Origin of the sequence: Pseudomonas sp. MS646 (genome assembly GCF_036693845.1) — a bacterium.
Taxonomy (GTDB): Bacteria; Pseudomonadota; Gammaproteobacteria; order Pseudomonadales; family Pseudomonadaceae; genus Aquipseudomonas; species Aquipseudomonas chlororaphis_E.
Window position 1 is genome coordinate 4,367,596 of the sequence record NZ_CP144763.1, and the last position, 16,322, is coordinate 4,383,917.

The following is a 16,322-nucleotide window of genomic DNA, read 5'->3' on the forward strand; positions in this document are numbered from 1 at the left end:
GGGATGACGCCTTCGCGAGCAAGCTCGCTCCCACAAAGCCCAGGCCGGCACAAGATTCGCACCCACCACAAAATCACCCACCACCGCAGCCACTGTGGGAGCCGGGCTTGCCCGCGAAGGGGCCCGCCCGGCCGCCGCAGGGTTCAGCGCTGTTTCAGGCGGTCGATCACCACCGCCAGCAACAGGATCGAGCCGCGGATGACGTATTGGTAGAAGGTGTCGATGTTCTTCAGGTTCATCGCGTTTTCGATGATCGCCAGGATCAGCACGCCGGCAATCACGTGGCGGATCATGCCGATACCACCGCTGAGCGACACTCCACCCAGGACGCAGGCCGAAATCACGGTCAGCTCGAAGCCCTGGCCGATCATCGGTTGCCCCGAGGTCATGCGCGAGGCCAGGATCACCCCGGCCAGGGCGCCGATCACACCGTGCACGGCGAAAATGATGATCTTGGTGCGATCAACGTTCACCCCCGCCAGCAACGCCGCTTCCTGGTTGCCGCCGATGGCCATGGTGTTGCGCCCATAGGTGGTGTAGTTCAGCAGCCAGCCAAAAAACAGGAAACAGGCAATGGTGATCAGGATCGGCACCGGCACGCCGAACAACTGGCCGTTGCCGTACACGAAGAACGCTTCCTGGGACACGCCCACCGCTTTACCGTTGGCGAAGATGTAGGCCAGGCCGCGGACGATCTGCATCGTCGCCAGCGTGGTGATCAACGCATTGACCCGCAGCTTGGCGATGACGATGCCGTTGATCAGGCCGACGATCAGCCCCATCACCAGCGCCGCGCCGACGCCCAGCAACACGCTGTCGGTGTCGCGCATCACCACGGCCGCGACCACGCCGGCACAGGCGATCACCGAGCCGACCGACAGGTCGAAGTGCCCGGAGGCCAGGCAATACAACATGGTGCAAGCGGCGATGCCGGTGGTGGAAATCGCCAGGCCCAGGCCGCGCATGTTCAAAGGCGACAGGAAGTTGTCGATCAACAGCGTGCAGAGCACGAAGACCCCGATGGCCGCCAGCAACATGGCCCAATCGTCGAGGAAACGCCGCATATCCAGGGGTTTGCGCGCCGTTGGCAGTGCATTGTTTTGAATGGTCATGATTACCTCTCAGTTCGCCGCGTCGGCAACGCGTTGGCGTGGCAGCGCCAGTTGCAGCAGGTTGGATTCATTGGCCTGGTCGCGCGGCAACTCGCCACGCATGGCCCCTTCGCAGAGCACCAGGATCCGGTCGGAAATACCCATCACTTCCATCAGGTCGCTGGACACCACGATCACCGCGATACCGTCGGCTGCCAGGTTGTGGATAATCTGGTAGATCTCGGCCTTGGCGCCGATGTCGATGCCGCGGGTCGGCTCGTCCAGCAACAACACCTTCATCGGCATCGACAGCCAGCGACCGAGAATCGCCTTCTGCTGGTTGCCGCCGGACAGGTACATGATTTTTTGCCCCGCCGTCGGGGTCTTCACTTTCAACGCCTTGATCTGTTTGTCGGCGTTGCCCCGCTCCCAATCGCCGCGCAACAGGCACCCCAGGGTGGAATGGGCGCTACGGGCGCTGATGTTGATGTTCTCGCCCACGCTCGCCAGGGGCATGATGCCTTCCTTCTTGCGGTCTTCCGGGCAAAGCAGCACGCCGGCACCGATGGCGTCCCGGGGCGAACGCAGTGTCAGTTCCTGGCCATGCAAGACCAGGCGCCCTTCGGTCTGGCGCTCCAGACCGCTCAGCAAGCGCAGGAGCTCGGTGCGACCGGCCCCCACCAACCCGAACAGGCCAAGGATTTCACCCTTGTGCACCTGGAAACTCACCGGCTCGCGCAGCCCCGGCCCGAGCAGGCGCTCGACCTGCAACGCCACTTCGCCGCGCTCGCGCGCACGGTAATCGTAGATGTCCTGGATATCGCGGCCGACCATGCAGGTGACCAACTGGTCGTGGGTCAGCTCGCCCATGTTCTCGAAGGTGCGCACGTAGCGACCGTCCTTGAACACCGTCACCGCGTTGCAGATGCGGAACACCTCTTCCATGCGGTGGCTGACATACAGCACCACTTTGCCCTCATCCCGCAGGCGCGCGATGATCGCCATCAACCGGTCGATCTCCCGGGCCGACAGGCTGCTGGTGGGTTCGTCGAAGGCGATGACATGGGCGCCACGGGACAGCGCCTTGGCGATTTCCACCAATTGGCGCTGGCCGAGGGACAGGCGGCCGACCTTTTCGTGCGGGTCGATTTCGTCGGCCAGGCCCTTGAGCAGGTTCAGCGCCTGCTGGCGCAACAACCCACGGTTGACCAGGCCGAAGCGAGCCGGCAGATGGCCGAGGAACAGGTTCTCGGCGACGGTCATTTCCGGCACCAGGTGCAACTCCTGGTGAATCACCGCCACGCCGCTGGCGATGCTGTCGGCGGTGGATTTGAAGGCCATCGTCTGCTCGCCGATCTGCAGCTCGCCGCTGCTCGGGATGTAGGCGCCGCCGAGGATCTTCAGCAACGTGGACTTGCCCGCGCCGTTCTCGCCCATCAAGGCATGAACCTGACCCGGATGCGCGACGAAACTGATGTTGGCCAGCGCCTGCACGCCGGGAAAGGATTTGCCGATCCCGTTGAACCGCAAGCTGCCGCCGATGTTGTGTTGTTGTGTCGCTGTTTGCGCTTGCATAACCACCTCGAACTCACAGAGATCAAGCGGCCCCGTTACCAGGGCCACTCTTGAATCAACCGACCGTCAGTTCCACAGGCCGATTTTTTCCAGCTCCTGCTTGAAGTTCTCGCGGGTGATCAGCGTCACCTCGTCCATTGCGGTGTACTTCGGCGGTTCCTTGCCGGTGGTGATCCACTCGTACATCATCTCGGCGGTCTTGTAGCCTTCGATGTGCGGGCTTGGCAGCATTGACCCAAAGAAGCCGCTGTCGGGTTTCTTCAGCTCGCCAATGGCGTCGGTGCCGTTGATACCGATCCCGATCACGTTCGCTGCCTTGAAGCCGGCACTTTCGGTGGCGCGCACGCCGCCCAGCACGGTGTTGTCGTTCATGCCGCCGATGATCAAGTTCTTCGCGCCGCTGGGCAGTTTCACCAGGGCGGAGTTGGTGGAGTCCATGCTGCCTGGTACGTCGAGGGTCTTGAGCGCCGAAAAGAGGATATGGTCTTGCGGCATCCCGGCCTTCTTCAATGCATCGACCGAACCGTCGGTGCGCTTCTTACCGGTGTCCAGCTCGTTGAAGGTGTTGATCACCGCGTAGGTGTCCTTCCAGTCCCAGTTACGTTTTTTCGCTTCGGCAGCCATGGCGGCGCCCTGCTTCTGGCCTACTTCGAACGCGGCCATGCCCAGGTACGGGACGTCTTCCATGAACTTGCCGCTGGCGTCGACGAAACGGTCGTCGACGGCAATGACCTTGAGGTCGTTGAGCTTGGCCTTGGCCATGATGGCCGGGCCGAGGGACACGTCCGGCGGGCAGATCACGAAACCCTTGGCGCCGTTGGCGGCCAGGCTGTCGATGGCCGAAAGGGTTTTCTCGCCATCGGGCACGGCAATCTTGATCAGTTCGAAGCCTTTATCCTTGCTCGCCTTCTCGGCGAACGCCCATTCGGTCTGGAACCAAGGCTCCTCGGCCTGCTTGACCAGGAAACCGATTTTCACGGGATCAGCCGCCAGCAAGCTGCTGCTGAGGCTGACCGCGGTAACCGCCAGGGCGGCGCGGCACAGGGAACGGATCCCACGACGATGCTTCATAGTTGACTCCTTGTTTTTTTTATTGAAAGCCAGACGTCCAGGGCCCTGCTCCACCGTCGGTGAAAAAACGCAGGCTGGGCGGTTACAGCACGTTGCTACACAGCATAGGCCTAAATAGTCATATCGTATGATGATTGGATGACAGGCGAAATTTCACCCGGCCATCCAGGTTCGTTCAGTCGTGGTACATGACCGAACGCCCACCATCGATGGTGATGCATGAGGCATTGATAAAAGGTGCTTCATCGCTGGCCAGGAACACCGCCGTCATGGCCACTTCGATCGGTTGCCCGATACGCCGCGGCGGGTGCAGGTCCAGTGCTCGCTGGCGTTCGGCATGGGGATCGGCAAAGCCGTTCCAGTAGTCGACGTTCAGTTGGGTTTCGATATACCCCGGGGCGATGGCGTTCACGCGTACCCCCTTGGGTGCGTATTCGATGCCCAGGGCGCGGGTCAGGCCCAACAGGCCGTGCTTGGCCACCGGGTATGGGAAACAGCCGGGAATAATGTGGGACGAATGGGTCGAGGCGATGTTGATGATGCTGCCAACGCCCTGCTCGATCATCTGCGGCAACACCGCCTTGCAACCGTACCAGGCACCATCCAGGTCGATGGCGAAACAGCGCCGCCAGTCTTGCTCGGTCATTTCCAGCGGGTCACGGAAGACGTTGACGCCGGCGCAGTTCACCAGCACGTCGATGCGACCATGCAATTCGACAGCCCGGCGGGCCATGGCGTCCAGGTCCTGCGGGTTCGACACGTCAGCCCGCATGGCGTGGACGTCCGCCCCGCGCTCACGCCAGAGCGCGGCCACTTGCTCGACCTTCTGCGCCTGGATGTCGCTGATCACCAACCGTGCCTGTTGCGACGCGAACGCGGCGACGATCGCCTCGCCAATCCCCTGGGCCGCCCCGGTGAGCAACACGACCTTGCCCTTCAGGCGCTCGCCCTTGGGTGGCTCCGGCACGGGCGGCAGGCGAAGCGCATCAGCCATGGATCAAATCTCCTGTTTCCAGGCATGACGAAAACCGGGCATCCACGGATGACCGGTCCAGAGGCACTTGGAAAAACACTGGCTCGCGTACGCCACCGGGGCGCACGGGGGAGGATCGTTGCATCACTTCACCTGTCTTGTTTTTTTAGTGTGAGTGCGTCTTGCTGATGGAGCCGACTATAAACCCGGCCGGCCAACAATCTCAATATATATATTTACATCCCATATTTTGGGATCTAACCAGCAAACCTCGTACACGCTATCCCTGGCACATCGACCCGCATCGACAGCACGGCACCGTCCAGCGGGTGGCCCAGCGGGCTCGCCGCGCTGGTGATGTACAGCGTCTTGAGGTCTTCGCCGCCAAACACACAGCTGGTCGGGCGGCTGACAGGCAACTCGATCACCTGGTCGACATGGCCGTCCGGGTGCAAGCGCAGCAGGCAACTGCCATCCCAGCGCGCGTTCCAGATGTAGCCACGGGCGTCCATTGCCGAACCATCGGGCCCGCCGCGCGGGTGGGGGCCGAACCAGACCTCGGGCGGCGCCAAGTGGCCTTCGGGGTAGATAAAGTGCCGATACAGCGTGCCGTCGAGGCTGTCGCCGAAGTACACCGTGGTGCCGTCGGGGCTCCACAGCAACGTATTGGGAATGCCCAGCCCACGTAACAGCGGCATCACCCGGCCGTCGCTACCGACGCGAAACAACCCGCCGGAACGTCGTTCGATGGGCAAGTCTTCGCCGGCTTCGCCGATGTTGTTCTGCATGGTGCCGAGCCAGAGCTGGCCCTGGGCATCGCAGCGGGCCTCGTTGGGGCGGTTGCCGGGCTGGGGATCGGCCATGCACAGCAGCGTCAGGCGCGGTTGCAGCCCAGGCGAGTCGAGGTCCAGCCGATAGACACCGCTGCTCAGGGTCACCAGCGCGTCGCCATTCTGGGTTGGGATAAAGGCCGAGACATGCTCGGGCATCTGCCAGATCTGCACATTGGCGCCGATCAACCGAAGCGCCTGCTTGCCGGCGATGTCGACCCAGTACAACGCCTGGGTCGGTTCATCCCAGAAGGGCCCTTCGCCCAATTGCGCACGGTGTTCCGTCACAGCCTTGCACTTCATTGAAATCTCCTGTTCCCGATGGGTCCGGCGGTCTCCGTGCGACCGGCCATGACATTGGGGTAAAAGCGTTTGATCGCCAGGTCGGCGTTATCGATCAGGGTCATGCAGGCCCACACGCCTCGCGCCGCGTCACGGGCGGCGATGGCTTCGGCGATGTCCTTATGGATGGGTAATGTGCGCCGCAGTTCATCCGGGTCGGCGGCCGACACCTCGAACGACACGGCCAGCAACGCCCCGAGGGCCGGGACCATCTGTTCGATGAACTGATTATGACTGGCGGCGAGGATGCACTCGTGGAAGAACTGGTCGGCACGGTTGTAATCGGTGCCGCTGTCCACCGCCCGTTCCAGGGCATGGTAGGCCAGGCGAATCGCCGTCACCTGGTCGGCCGTGGCGCGCTCGCAGGCCCAGCGGACCGCCATTGGTTCGATGGTACGACGCAGGTCCAACAGGTCATCGACAAAGTTTTCCGGCAGGCCGCTGCGCGACAACCAGCCGACCACCTGCGGGTCGAACAGGTTCCAGCGGCGCACGGGCAATACCCGGGTACCGACTTTCGGCCCGACCTCCAGCATGCCTTTGGCCACCAGGGTCTTGATCGCCTCGCGAATCACCGTACGGCTGACGCCCAGCTGTTCGCCCAGGTCCGCTTCGACCTTGATGGTTTGCCCAGGCTTGACCTGGCCGGCGGCTATCCAGCCACCCAACCAATCGACGGTCGATGCATGAAAACTGCTGGACATGGAGACCCCGTGGGCTGTTCTTGTGGTGGCCCACGCTAATCATCATACGATTGGGTGTCAATCCGAATCTTGCACAAAACAATGTGGGAGCGGGCTTGCCCGCGAAGGCGGTAGATCGGCAAACATTGATTTGACTGACTTATCGCCTTCGCGAGCAAGCCCGCTCCCACAGGATCTAAGGCTCCAGGCCTATCGGGTAGAACTCGCCACCACTCCACACACCCAGCCAGCGCTGCCCATCCATCTCACGACTGACCGCCAATTCCACCAGTTGGTAAAACACATTGCGGTGGATCAGCGCTTCGAGATTACTGCGCACATGGACGTAGGGCGCGGGTTCCTGGGTTTGAGGATCGATCACCACTCGCATCGGATGCTCGGGGCCGGCTTCGGTGGTTTCCTCGACATTGGTGGTAAAACGCAGGAGCTGCCCTTCCCCCTCGCCTTCGACGTCCAGGGTCACGGCCACGAACGGCGCGTCGTCGACCTGGATGCCGACTTTTTCCACAGGGGTGATCAGGAAATAATCATCGCCGTCGCGGCGGATGATGGTAGAGAACAGTTTGACCATCGGCTTGCGCCCGATGGGAGTGCCCAGGTAGTACCAGGTGCCGTCCCGGGCGATGCGCATATCGATGTCGCCGCAGAAGTCGGGGTTCCACAAGTGGACCGGTGGCAGGCCTTTGGTCTTGGGGATCTGCCCCAGCAAGTCATTGGCTTTTTGCGGTCCGCTCATGGTGACTCCTCGTGGTTACTCGTCGCTCATCCCCAGCAGGCTGCGGGCATACTCACGCAACGGCGTGGCGATGAGGTCTTGGGGCTGTTTGTCGTGCAACGTCAGTAAACCGCCACGACTCTTGATGCGTGCAGTATCAATCAAATACTGGGTGCTGGTCTCGATCAACATGATCTGAATCACACTGGTGTCGACCCCCAGGCGATCCACCGCTTCCTCGTCCGCCCATTCGTCGGTGTTGCCGATGCGGTTATCCGCCTTGGCGAAACGGGTGTACAGCAGGTAATGAGCGCCGGCGGCGCGGGCTTCGCCCATGGCCTGGTCGAGGCCTTCGGGGGCGCGGGCGCGACGAACCATGGGGAAGTATTCGATGAAACCGTTGAAGGCCTCCTCGGCCACCACGTTGGGCCGCGGATAAGCGCCACCTGGCGGGGCGAAGGCTCCCTGGGCGATGAAGATGAACGAGTCCGGCTGAATACGCAGGTTGTTCACCCGACGGCTGTCGCTGTGGTCCAGCAGGCCGGCATCACTCATGTGGTAACGAACGCCCTCTCCCATGTCGCTGACATTCATACAGCCGCCAAGCGCCAAAACGGCCAGCAGCAAAACCAGGCTACGCATCCTACCCTCCAAGAACCGGTGTCGGAAAACCGGCGAATGGCCGTGGGATGCAGCTTTTGCGCCAGCTCAGGAACTTGTCGGAATTTCAGCCTCGGATATCCGTGGCGAGGGAGCAAGCGCCCTCGCCACAACGGCCGTCAGCCGCCGATGATTTTCATGATGGTTGCACCGCCGGAAAACGCGACTTCCTGCTTATCCCCCAGCGCCTTGACCAACAATCGTTGAAGGGCAGGCAACGCCTGGTGACGGGGTTTGTCGAGCAGGTCGCCGACAAAGTGCCGATTGCTCGACGACAGGCAGCCGTGCAGCCAACCCGTGGACGACAACCGCAGCCGCGAACAGGTCCGGCAAAACGGCACGCTTTCGTTGGCAATCACGCCGAAATACCCCAGCCCCGGGATCTCGTAGCGCACCGCCGTGGCGTCCACGGGCGCGTTGGCCTGCAGGTATTCGTATTGGTCGCCGATCAGGCTGAGCAGTTGCTGGAGGCTGACGAACTGCTGCAAGAATGCATTCGAGTCGCTGGCCAGGTGCCCCATGCGCATCAGCTCGATGAACCGCAGTTCATAGCCGCGCGCCAGGCAGTATTCGAGCAACGGCATCACCTGGTCCAGGTTCTGCCCGCGCAACGGCACCATGTTGACTTTGATCTTCATCCCGGCGGCCCGGGCCTGCTCCATGCCATCGAGCACGGTCGCCAGGTCACCGCCCCGGGCGATACTGCGAAACGCCGCGGGATCCAGGGTATCGAGGGAAACGTTGATGCGGCGAATCCCGGCGTCAACCAGTAAGGGCAGCTTTTTCGCCAGCAACTGGCCATTGGTGGTCAGGCTGATGTCTTCCAGGCCCATCTGCCCCACCGCGGCCATGAATCGCTCAAGCTTCGGACTGACCAACGGCTCGCCACCGGTAATGCGCAGCCGCTCGATGCCGGCCGCCTCGATCAGGTAGGCCACGCCCCGCGCCATCGCGTCGGCCGACAGTTCATCCTGCGCAGCCACCAGCCGCTTGCCGTCGGGCACGCAGTAGGTACAGGCGTAATTGCAGGCTGAAGTCAGGCTGATCCGCAGATTGCGGAAACGCCTGCCTTGACGGTCAACGATCATGGATCACTCCGGCGAAAGGATAATGGGGCTGATAAAACTTGACCTAGAAATCAAGTCTGCGCAAGGCCCATGCCTGAGTATATTCCTGGGGCACTGCGCCATGTAAGCGGACATGGCGCAATCAGGCAGCTGAATGTCAGTTGCTCGGCACGTCCGTATCGCGCTTGCGCTTGTTGCCCATGCGCACGCCGATGTCCATCAGGAACTGGAAGAAGCCTTCCTGATCTTCCAGCACGTTGCTCCAGAACGGCGAGTGATACAACGCCACCGCGCCATGCACCAGCGCCCAGGCCGCGCAGTAGTGGAAATAAGGCGGCACGTCTTCGAGCTTGCCTTCAGTGATCCGACCCTTGATCAACAACGTCAGGCGCTCGAAGTTCGAGGCACGGATCTTGTGCAGCTCCTCGACCATTTCCGGCACCTGGTTGCCCTTGACCACCTTCTCTTCCAGGCGATCAAACAGGCGGTAGCGCTGCGGGTCGCGCATGCGGAACTCGAAGTAGGCCCGCGACAGCGCCTCCTTGTCCTTGTCCACATCGGCCGAATGCAGCAGCTCGTTCAAATCGCGCTCGTAGTCGAGCATCAGGCGCAGGTAGATCTCCGCCTTGGATTTGAAATGTTTATAGATCGTGCCTTTGCCGATACCCACGGCATCCGCAATCATCTCGACGGTGACACTGTCTTCACCCTGGTCGAGGAACAACTTGAGCGCGGTGTCGAGAATTTCCTGCTCGCGGCGGCGAAACTCACGGACCTTACGGGGTTCTTTGTGCATAAGAAAAAGGTCTGAAGGGTCAAAATTCGAAGCCGGGTATTATGCCTAACTTACGCAAAAATGCACGGATCATCCGTTCTCGGCCGCAGTTCTTCAGAAAACCGCGCATGCCAGGCTTCCCAGGATTCACCTCGATACGCTCTACCTCCCTGGCCGCAGCCACAGTGAGAACCTATCCGAAGCGAGCGTATTCCAAATTTGTTTAAAAACCGTCCGGGCCCGACTGGACGCGTCGGCATAGTGATCAATACTTCAACTGTCGGCGCGACATCTCCCCCAAGTGACGCGCTGATAAAGGTACCAAAGGACCGCGTGCCTTTGTTTTACTCCTAATGGTCTTAACCCGGATTCACCCCCCAGAACCCGGGTTTTTTTTGCATGAAATTCAGGCCTGCGCCGCGCGGACGTGGGCCAGTGGAAACAATTTCTTAAAATTCTCCGTGGTCTGCTCGGCGAAACGCTCGTACGACTCGCCACGCAGCATCGCCAGGAACTGCGCCACTTCCCGCACGTATTGCGGCAGGTTGGGCTTGCCGCGATAGGGAATCGGCGCCAGGTAAGGCGCATCGGTTTCCACCAGCAGGCGGTCGGCCGGCACCTTGCTGGCCACGTCACGCAAGGCATCGGCATTGCGAAACGTGACGATCCCGGACAAGGAGATGTAATAACCCATGTCCAGCGCAGCCTTGGCCATGTCCCAGTCTTCGGTGAAACAGTGCAGCACTCCGGCCTGAGGCAGCGCAGCCTCGCGCAGCAAGGCCAGGGTATCGGCCCGGGCACCTCGGGTGTGAATGATCACCGGCTTGCCAGTCTGCCGAGCCGCTTCCAGGTGCAGGCGGAACGATGCCTGCTGGACGTCGGCGGCTTCGGGCTCGTAGTGGTAGTCCAGGCCGGTCTCGCCAATGGCTACCACCCGTGGATGATCGAGCTCACGCAGCAGCCAGTCGAGCGCAGGGGCGGCGTCAGGCTGGACATCCAGCGGGTGGACACCGACCGAACAATCGACATCGGCATAACGCTCGGCCAGCGCCTTGACGTCGGCGGCGTTGTCGGCGCTGACGCCGATGCACAGGAAATGGCCGACACCTCGCTGGCGGGCGGCGTCCAGGGCGGCATCCAGGGAGCCATCATGGGCGGCGAGGTCGAGGCGGTCGAGGTGACAATGGGAATCTACAAGCATAAAGGGCTGGGCTACATCGTATGGGTAGGACGGTCGGACTTCAGGGAGCCGGCCAAGTGGGTTTCGATCTGGTTGCGGGCGCTATTGTCGCCATCGCTGAACTGCACGCCAACACCGGCGGCGCGGTTGCCCTGGGCGCCCTTGGGCGTCATCCAGATCACCTTGCCGGCGACCGGGATTTTTTCCGCTTCATCCATCAGGCTCAGCAGCATGAACACCTCGTCGCCCAAGCGATAATGCTTGTTCGTGGGAATGAACAGGCCGCCATTCTTGATGAAGGGCATGTAGGCAGCGTAGAGCACCGACTTGTCCTTGATGGTGAGGGACAGGATGCCATTGCGTGGGCCGGGACTGACAGGTTCGTTCATGCTGATCTCCGCTGCGATTGAGCTCAGTCTAGGCGGTGTCTGTCAGTTGCGACCAGGCAAACTCGCCCACTGCACCAACAGCGCTTCGAGCAACAGTACCCGATTGAGGTTCGCCTTGCTCAGCACCTTCTGACGTTGGGCAAGTATCCAGTCCTGAATGTTCAAGATTTTGTCCTGGCTGCTTTTTTGCGCCAGGTACTGGATCACCTTGCGCATGTCCGCCAGCCCAAGGCCGGCCTCGTCTTCGGTGAGCTGGTAGCGCAGGACCAGGCTCGACCAGTCGCAGAACCAGTCGAACAGCAGGAGCAACGGTATGGCGTTCCAGCCTTCGGCCAGCTGCGTGGGCGATTGCTGTTGCTTGAGCAGTTTCTTGACCCCGTCCACCACCAGCGCTCGCTGCTCGCGCACGCCCTGGGCCTGGAGGCTGGCCGCCGCCAGGGGCGAGCCGGCCGCGAGGGTCAGCAACTCGGCACGCTCCTCGTCGGTGTTGTCGGGCAGGGCCTGGGCCAGCCATTGCAGGCTCATCGCCTGGCTTGGCAGCGGGCAGGCCTGTTGCACGCAACGGCTCTTGATGGTGGGCAGCAAACGGCTAGGCTGGTGGCTGACCAGCAACAGCACGGTGTCGCCGGAAGGCTCCTCCAGGCTCTTGAGCAGGGCGTTGGCGGCATTGATGTTCATCGACTCGACCGGCTCGATCAGCACCACCTTGCGCCCGCCCATCTGCGAGGTCTGGACCACGAAACTGACCAGGTCGCGAACCTGGTCGACCTTGATCGCCTTGTCCGCCTCTTCCGGCTCCAGCACGTAATTGTCCGGATGGCTGCCGGCCTTGAGCAACAGGCAGGATTTGCACTCGCCACACGCGTTCGAGGCCGTCGGGCGCTGGCACAGCAAGCTCGCCATCAGGCGCTCGGCCAATGCCCGCTTGCCGATCCCGACCGGGCCGTGCAACAGATAGGCGTGGGCATGCTGGGCACGACCGGCCAGTTGCTGCCAGAGCCCGTCTTGCCAGGGATAGGCTTCAGCCACGGGCGCGCTCCAGCAAACCTGGCAACAACGCGTCCAGGGACTGCTGGACCTGGGCCAGCGGCTGAGCGGCGTCGATCAACAGGTAGCGCGCCGGATCGGCCTTGGCACGGCCCAGGAAGGCGTTGCGCACCGCATTGAAGAAGGCCTGGCCTTCCAGCTCGAAGCGATCCAGCCGGCCACGGGCGCTGGCGCGGGCCAGGCCGATTTCCACCGGCAGGTCGAACACCAGGGTCAGGTCCGGCCGCAGGTCGCCCTGGACGAAGGTTTCCAGTGCGCCAATACGCTCCAGCGACAAGCCCCGGCCGCCGCCCTGGTAGGCATAGGTCGAATCGGTGAAGCGGTCGCACAGCACCACCGCGCCACGGGCCAGCGCCGGGCGTATCACTTCGGCCAGGTGTTGCGCGCGTGCGGCAAACACCAGCAACAGCTCGGTGTCCGGGTTCATGACTTCTTCGATCGGCGCCAACAGCACCTCGCGAATCCGCTCGGCCAAAGGCGTGCCGCCCGGCTCACGGGTCAACACCACTTCGATGCCGGCGGCCCGCAGGCGCTCGGCCAGGTAGTCGCGGTTGGTACTCTTGCCGGCGCCTTCCGGGCCTTCCAGCGTAATAAACAAGCCAGTCACGGGCAGTCCTTAATCAGAGTCATTGCGGGCTCGGCGGCTCGCTGGCGTCCGGCTCGGGGGCCGGTTGCTGCGCCGGTACCTGGGGCACGGCTTCGGGTTGCGTGTCGGGCGAGGCCGCCGGAATCGGGGCCTGCCCGTCCGGCGCGGTCGGGGCCGGGCTGGAACGGTAATCGGCACGGCGCTTGAGCTGGAACTCGCGCACAGCGTTGTTATGCGACTCCAGGTCGTCGGAGAACACATGGCTGCCGTCGCCTCGGGCGACGAAGTAGAGGCTGTCGCCCGGAGTCGGGTTCAACGCCGCATGAATCGCTTCGCGGCCCACCATCGCAATCGGCGTGGGCGGCAAACCCGGAATCAGATAGGTGTTGTACGGGTTTTCTTCTTTGAGGTGGGCACGGGTGAGCTTGCCGGTGTAGCGCTCGCCCAGGCCGTAGATGACCGTGGGATCGGTTTGCAGCAACATGCCCAGGCGCATGCGCCGTACGAATACGCCGGCGATCTGGCCGCGTTCCTGGGGCACCCCGGTTTCCTTCTCCACCAGCGACGCCATGATCAGCGCCTGATAGGGCTGGGTGTAAGGCACATCGGCGGCGCGCTGGGCCCATTCCTTGGCAAGCACGTCTTCCAAGCGGTCATAGGCTTTTGCCAACAGCTCGACATCCGATGTGCCGCGCACGAAGCGATAGGTGTCGGGGAAGAACCGCCCCTCGGGGAACACCCCGGGATGCCCGAGACGCTCCATGACCTGGCTGTCGCTCAGACCAGCAAGGGTCTGCTGCAGCTTGTCGGTCTTGGCCAGCGCTGCACGCACCTGGCGGAAATTCCAGCCTTCCACGAAGGTCACGCCGTACTGCACCACTTCGCCGCGCTTCCAGACACTGATCAGGCCTTCCATGGTCATGCCCGGCACCATCCGGTACTCACCGGAGTGCAACGGCTGGTCGGCCAGATTGAAGCGCCAGTAGATGCGCAGCCAGAAAGCGTCCCTGATCAGGCCGTCGGCCTCCAGGCGCTTGAGGGTCCCGGTCGGGGTGGTCCCGTTGGGTACGTCCAGCATTTCTTCCTGGGTGATGTTCAGCGGCTGTTGCAGCGCCGAATGAATCTTCCAGGCAGAAACGCCCATCAGCAGCCCTGCCAGAACCAGTCCGGTCTCCAGCAGCAGCAAGAATTTACGTCTCACGAATCAGGCATCCAATAACGCGCGGGCAAGGGTCTGCAGTTTACGGGTGAGCGGCCCAACCGACCAGCGTGCCGAACCACATGCGCGCACGGGCCACACGCCATAGACGCTGTTGCAGACGAAGACTTCATCGGCCTGGTGCAGTTGTTCGAGGGGAATATCGGTGATGTCGGTGGCGATGCCCAGGGACTCGGCTTGAAACAATAATTCCGCGCGCATCACCCCGGCCACGCCGCAGCGGCTCAGGTCAGCGGTGATCAATGCACCATCGCGCACCAGGAACAGGTTGCTGAACACCCCTTCGATCACTCGCCCGGACGCATCCAGCATGAGGCCTTCGGCGTACTGTGCATCGGTCCATTCGGCCCGGGCCAGCACCTGCTCCAGGCGATTGAGGTGCTTGAGGCCTGCGAGCAAGGGCTGCTCGGACAAGCGTACGGTACAGGGAAACAGGTGCACGCCTTGTTCGGCATGGGCGGCAGGATAAGCCGGCGGCGGGTTACCCTGCAGGATGCGCCGTACCGGGGCGGATGGGTCCGCCGCATAACCGCGCAGGCTGTCGCCGCGGGTCACGATCAACTTCAGCACGCCGTCACCCAGCCTTAGGGCGTAGGCCTCCAGCTCGATGCTCAGCGCCACCGGGTCAACCTTCAGCGCCAGCCGCCGGCAGCCATTTTCCAGGCGTTGCAGGTGGCGCGCCAGCAGCAGCGGTCGGCCGCCGCGCACGGCGATGGTTTCAAACACTCCATCGCCATAAGCCAGGCCGCGATCTTTCAGCGACAGGACGTCGGCCGGCAGACCGTCGACCCAGCTCTCCATCAACCGGCGAACCGGCGGAACACCAGCGAGCCGTTGGTCCCGCCGAAGCCGAAGGAGTTGGACAACACCACGTCGATGTCCATGCCGCGGGCCGTGTGCGGCACGAAGTCCAGGTCGCAGCCTTCGTCCGGCTCGTCCAGGTTGATGGTCGGCGGCGCCACCTGGCTGTTGATCGCCAGCACGCTGAAGATCGCTTCAACCGCCCCTGCCGCACCCAGCAGGTGACCGGTCATGGACTTGGTCGAACTGACCGCCAGCTTGTAGGCGTGATCGCCGAACACCGTCTTGATCGCCTGCGCCTCGGCCAGGTCGCCGGCCGGGGTCGAGGTGCCGTGGGCGTTGATGTACTGCACCTGGTCGCCATTGATCTTAGCGTCACGCAGGGCGTTGGCGATGCAGCGGGCCGCACCGGCGCCATCGGCGGGTGGCGAGGTCATGTGGTAGGCGTCGCCGCTGGTGCCAAAGCCGATCAATTCGGCATAGATGGTCGCGCCGCGCGCCTTGGCGTGCTCCAGTTCCTCAAGCACCAGTGCTCCAGCACCGTCGGACAACACGAAACCATCGCGGCCCTTGTCCCATGGCCGGCTCGCGCGGGTCGGCTCGTCGTTGCGGGTCGACAAGGCACGGGATGCGCCGAAGCCGCCCATGCCCAGGCCACAGGCCGCCATCTCGGCACCGCCGGCAATCATCACATCGGCTTCGTCGTACATGATGTTGCGCGCGGCCATGCCGATGCAGTGAGTACCGGTGGTGCACGCCGTGGCGATGGCGTAGTTGGGTCCCTGTGCGCCGAGGTGGATCGACAGGAAACCGGAAATCATATTGATGATCGAGCCCGGCACGAAGAACGGAGAAATCCGTCGCGGCCCCGAATCGTGCAGCGTGCGGCTGGTTTCTTCGATATTGGTCAAGCCGCCAATACCCGAGCCCATGGCCACGCCGATGCGTTCACGGTTGGCGTCGGTGACCTCCAGGCCAGCGTTGCGCACTGCCTGGAAACCGGCTGCCAGGCCGTATTGAATGAACAGGTCAAGCTTGCGGGCTTCCTTGACCGACAGGTATTCCTCGACATTGAAACCCTTTACCGAGCCGCCAAAGCGGGTGGAATAGGCAGAAAGGTCGGTGTGTTCGATCAGACCAATGCCACTGCGGCCAGCCAGAATGCCCTGCCAACTGCCCGGCACATCCGTGCCCAGTGGGGACAACATACCCATACCGGTGACTACGACGCGTCTACGCGACACAGCACTCTCCTTTTTCTAATGACGACTTTGCATCAGGCCTAAAGAAAAAACCG

The 16,322-nt window shown here is 62.6% G+C and carries 17 protein-coding genes; all 17 read right to left on the reverse strand.

All coding sequences use genetic code 11. The annotated features are described in order from the left end of the window. Positions 1–143 precede the first annotated feature (143 nt). The 17 genes from araH to fabF all read right to left on the reverse strand — a co-directional run bounded on the left by araH (position 144) and on the right by fabF (position 16,269). Positions 144–1,112, reverse strand: a complete 969-nt coding sequence (araH, locus tag V3H56_RS19045) for an L-arabinose ABC transporter permease AraH (RefSeq protein WP_042730314.1) — start codon at positions 1,110–1,112, stop codon at positions 144–146. Positions 1,113–1,121: 9 nt separating this feature from the next. Then, positions 1,122–2,666, reverse strand: a complete 1,545-nt coding sequence (gene araG / locus V3H56_RS19050) for an L-arabinose ABC transporter ATP-binding protein AraG (protein ID WP_042730315.1) — start codon at positions 2,664–2,666, stop codon at positions 1,122–1,124. Positions 2,667–2,732: 66 nt separating this feature from the next. Beyond that, complete coding sequence (locus tag V3H56_RS19055) at positions 2,733–3,737, reverse strand: substrate-binding domain-containing protein (RefSeq protein ID WP_042730316.1); 1,005 nt, start codon at positions 3,735–3,737, stop codon at positions 2,733–2,735. Positions 3,738–3,912: 175 nt separating this feature from the next. Continuing rightward, positions 3,913–4,731: an SDR family oxidoreductase gene (locus V3H56_RS19060; protein WP_047736418.1), complete on the reverse strand. Its 819-nt coding sequence runs from the start codon at positions 4,729–4,731 to the stop codon at positions 3,913–3,915. A 236-nt stretch (positions 4,732–4,967) separates the two neighbouring features. After that, positions 4,968–5,843 carry an SMP-30/gluconolactonase/LRE family protein gene (locus V3H56_RS19065; RefSeq protein ID WP_047736419.1) on the reverse strand — a complete coding sequence of 292 codons (876 nt, stop codon included), beginning with the start codon at positions 5,841–5,843 and terminating at the stop codon, positions 4,968–4,970. Beyond that, complete coding sequence (locus V3H56_RS19070) at positions 5,840–6,586, reverse strand: FadR/GntR family transcriptional regulator (protein ID WP_042730319.1); 747 nt, start codon at positions 6,584–6,586, stop codon at positions 5,840–5,842. Before V3H56_RS19070 ends, V3H56_RS19065 begins: the two co-directional genes overlap by 4 nt. 175 nt (positions 6,587–6,761) lie before the next feature. Next, a complete protein-coding gene (locus V3H56_RS19075) occupies positions 6,762–7,322 on the reverse strand; it encodes a DUF1285 domain-containing protein (RefSeq protein WP_042730320.1) in 561 nt (186 codons plus the stop codon). A gap of 15 nt (positions 7,323–7,337) precedes the next feature. After that, the gene (locus tag V3H56_RS19080) at positions 7,338–7,943 is read right to left on the reverse strand and encodes a DUF4823 domain-containing protein (protein WP_042730321.1); all 606 of its coding nucleotides are present in this window, start codon (positions 7,941–7,943) and stop codon (positions 7,338–7,340) included. 137 nt (positions 7,944–8,080) lie between these two features. Continuing rightward, positions 8,081–9,049 carry a radical SAM protein gene (locus V3H56_RS19085; RefSeq protein ID WP_042730322.1) on the reverse strand — a complete coding sequence of 323 codons (969 nt, stop codon included), beginning with the start codon at positions 9,047–9,049 and terminating at the stop codon, positions 8,081–8,083. Positions 9,050–9,185: 136 nt separating this feature from the next. Beyond that, positions 9,186–9,824, reverse strand: coding sequence for a TetR/AcrR family transcriptional regulator (locus V3H56_RS19090; RefSeq protein WP_042730323.1), 639 nt, complete (start codon positions 9,822–9,824; stop codon positions 9,186–9,188). A gap of 385 nt (positions 9,825–10,209) precedes the next feature. Continuing rightward, entirely contained in the window at positions 10,210–11,004 is a 795-nt protein-coding gene (locus V3H56_RS19095) for a TatD family hydrolase (RefSeq protein WP_047736420.1), read from the reverse strand. Positions 11,005–11,015: 11 nt separating this feature from the next. Beyond that, entirely contained in the window at positions 11,016–11,372 is a 357-nt protein-coding gene (locus tag V3H56_RS19100; protein ID WP_042730325.1) for a PilZ domain-containing protein, read from the reverse strand. A gap of 42 nt (positions 11,373–11,414) precedes the next feature. Further along, on the reverse strand, positions 11,415–12,401 hold the full coding sequence (locus V3H56_RS19105; protein ID WP_047736421.1) for a DNA polymerase III subunit delta': 987 nt from the start codon (positions 12,399–12,401) through the stop codon (positions 11,415–11,417). Further along, positions 12,394–13,026, reverse strand: coding sequence for a dTMP kinase (gene tmk, locus V3H56_RS19110; RefSeq protein ID WP_042730327.1), 633 nt, complete (start codon positions 13,024–13,026; stop codon positions 12,394–12,396). Before tmk ends, V3H56_RS19105 begins: the two co-directional genes overlap by 8 nt. A 19-nt stretch (positions 13,027–13,045) precedes the next feature. Beyond that, entirely contained in the window at positions 13,046–14,206 is a 1,161-nt protein-coding gene (gene mltG / locus V3H56_RS19115; RefSeq protein ID WP_080922082.1) for an endolytic transglycosylase MltG, read from the reverse strand. A gap of 3 nt (positions 14,207–14,209) precedes the next feature. After that, positions 14,210–15,025: an aminodeoxychorismate lyase gene (pabC, locus tag V3H56_RS19120; RefSeq protein WP_042730329.1), complete on the reverse strand. Its 816-nt coding sequence runs from the start codon at positions 15,023–15,025 to the stop codon at positions 14,210–14,212. Further along, positions 15,025–16,269 (reverse strand): beta-ketoacyl-ACP synthase II, encoded by a 1,245-nt coding sequence (gene fabF / locus V3H56_RS19125; RefSeq protein WP_047736424.1) that lies wholly within the window; start codon positions 16,267–16,269, stop codon positions 15,025–15,027. Before fabF ends, pabC begins: the two co-directional genes overlap by 1 nt. Positions 16,270–16,322 lie beyond the last annotated feature (53 nt).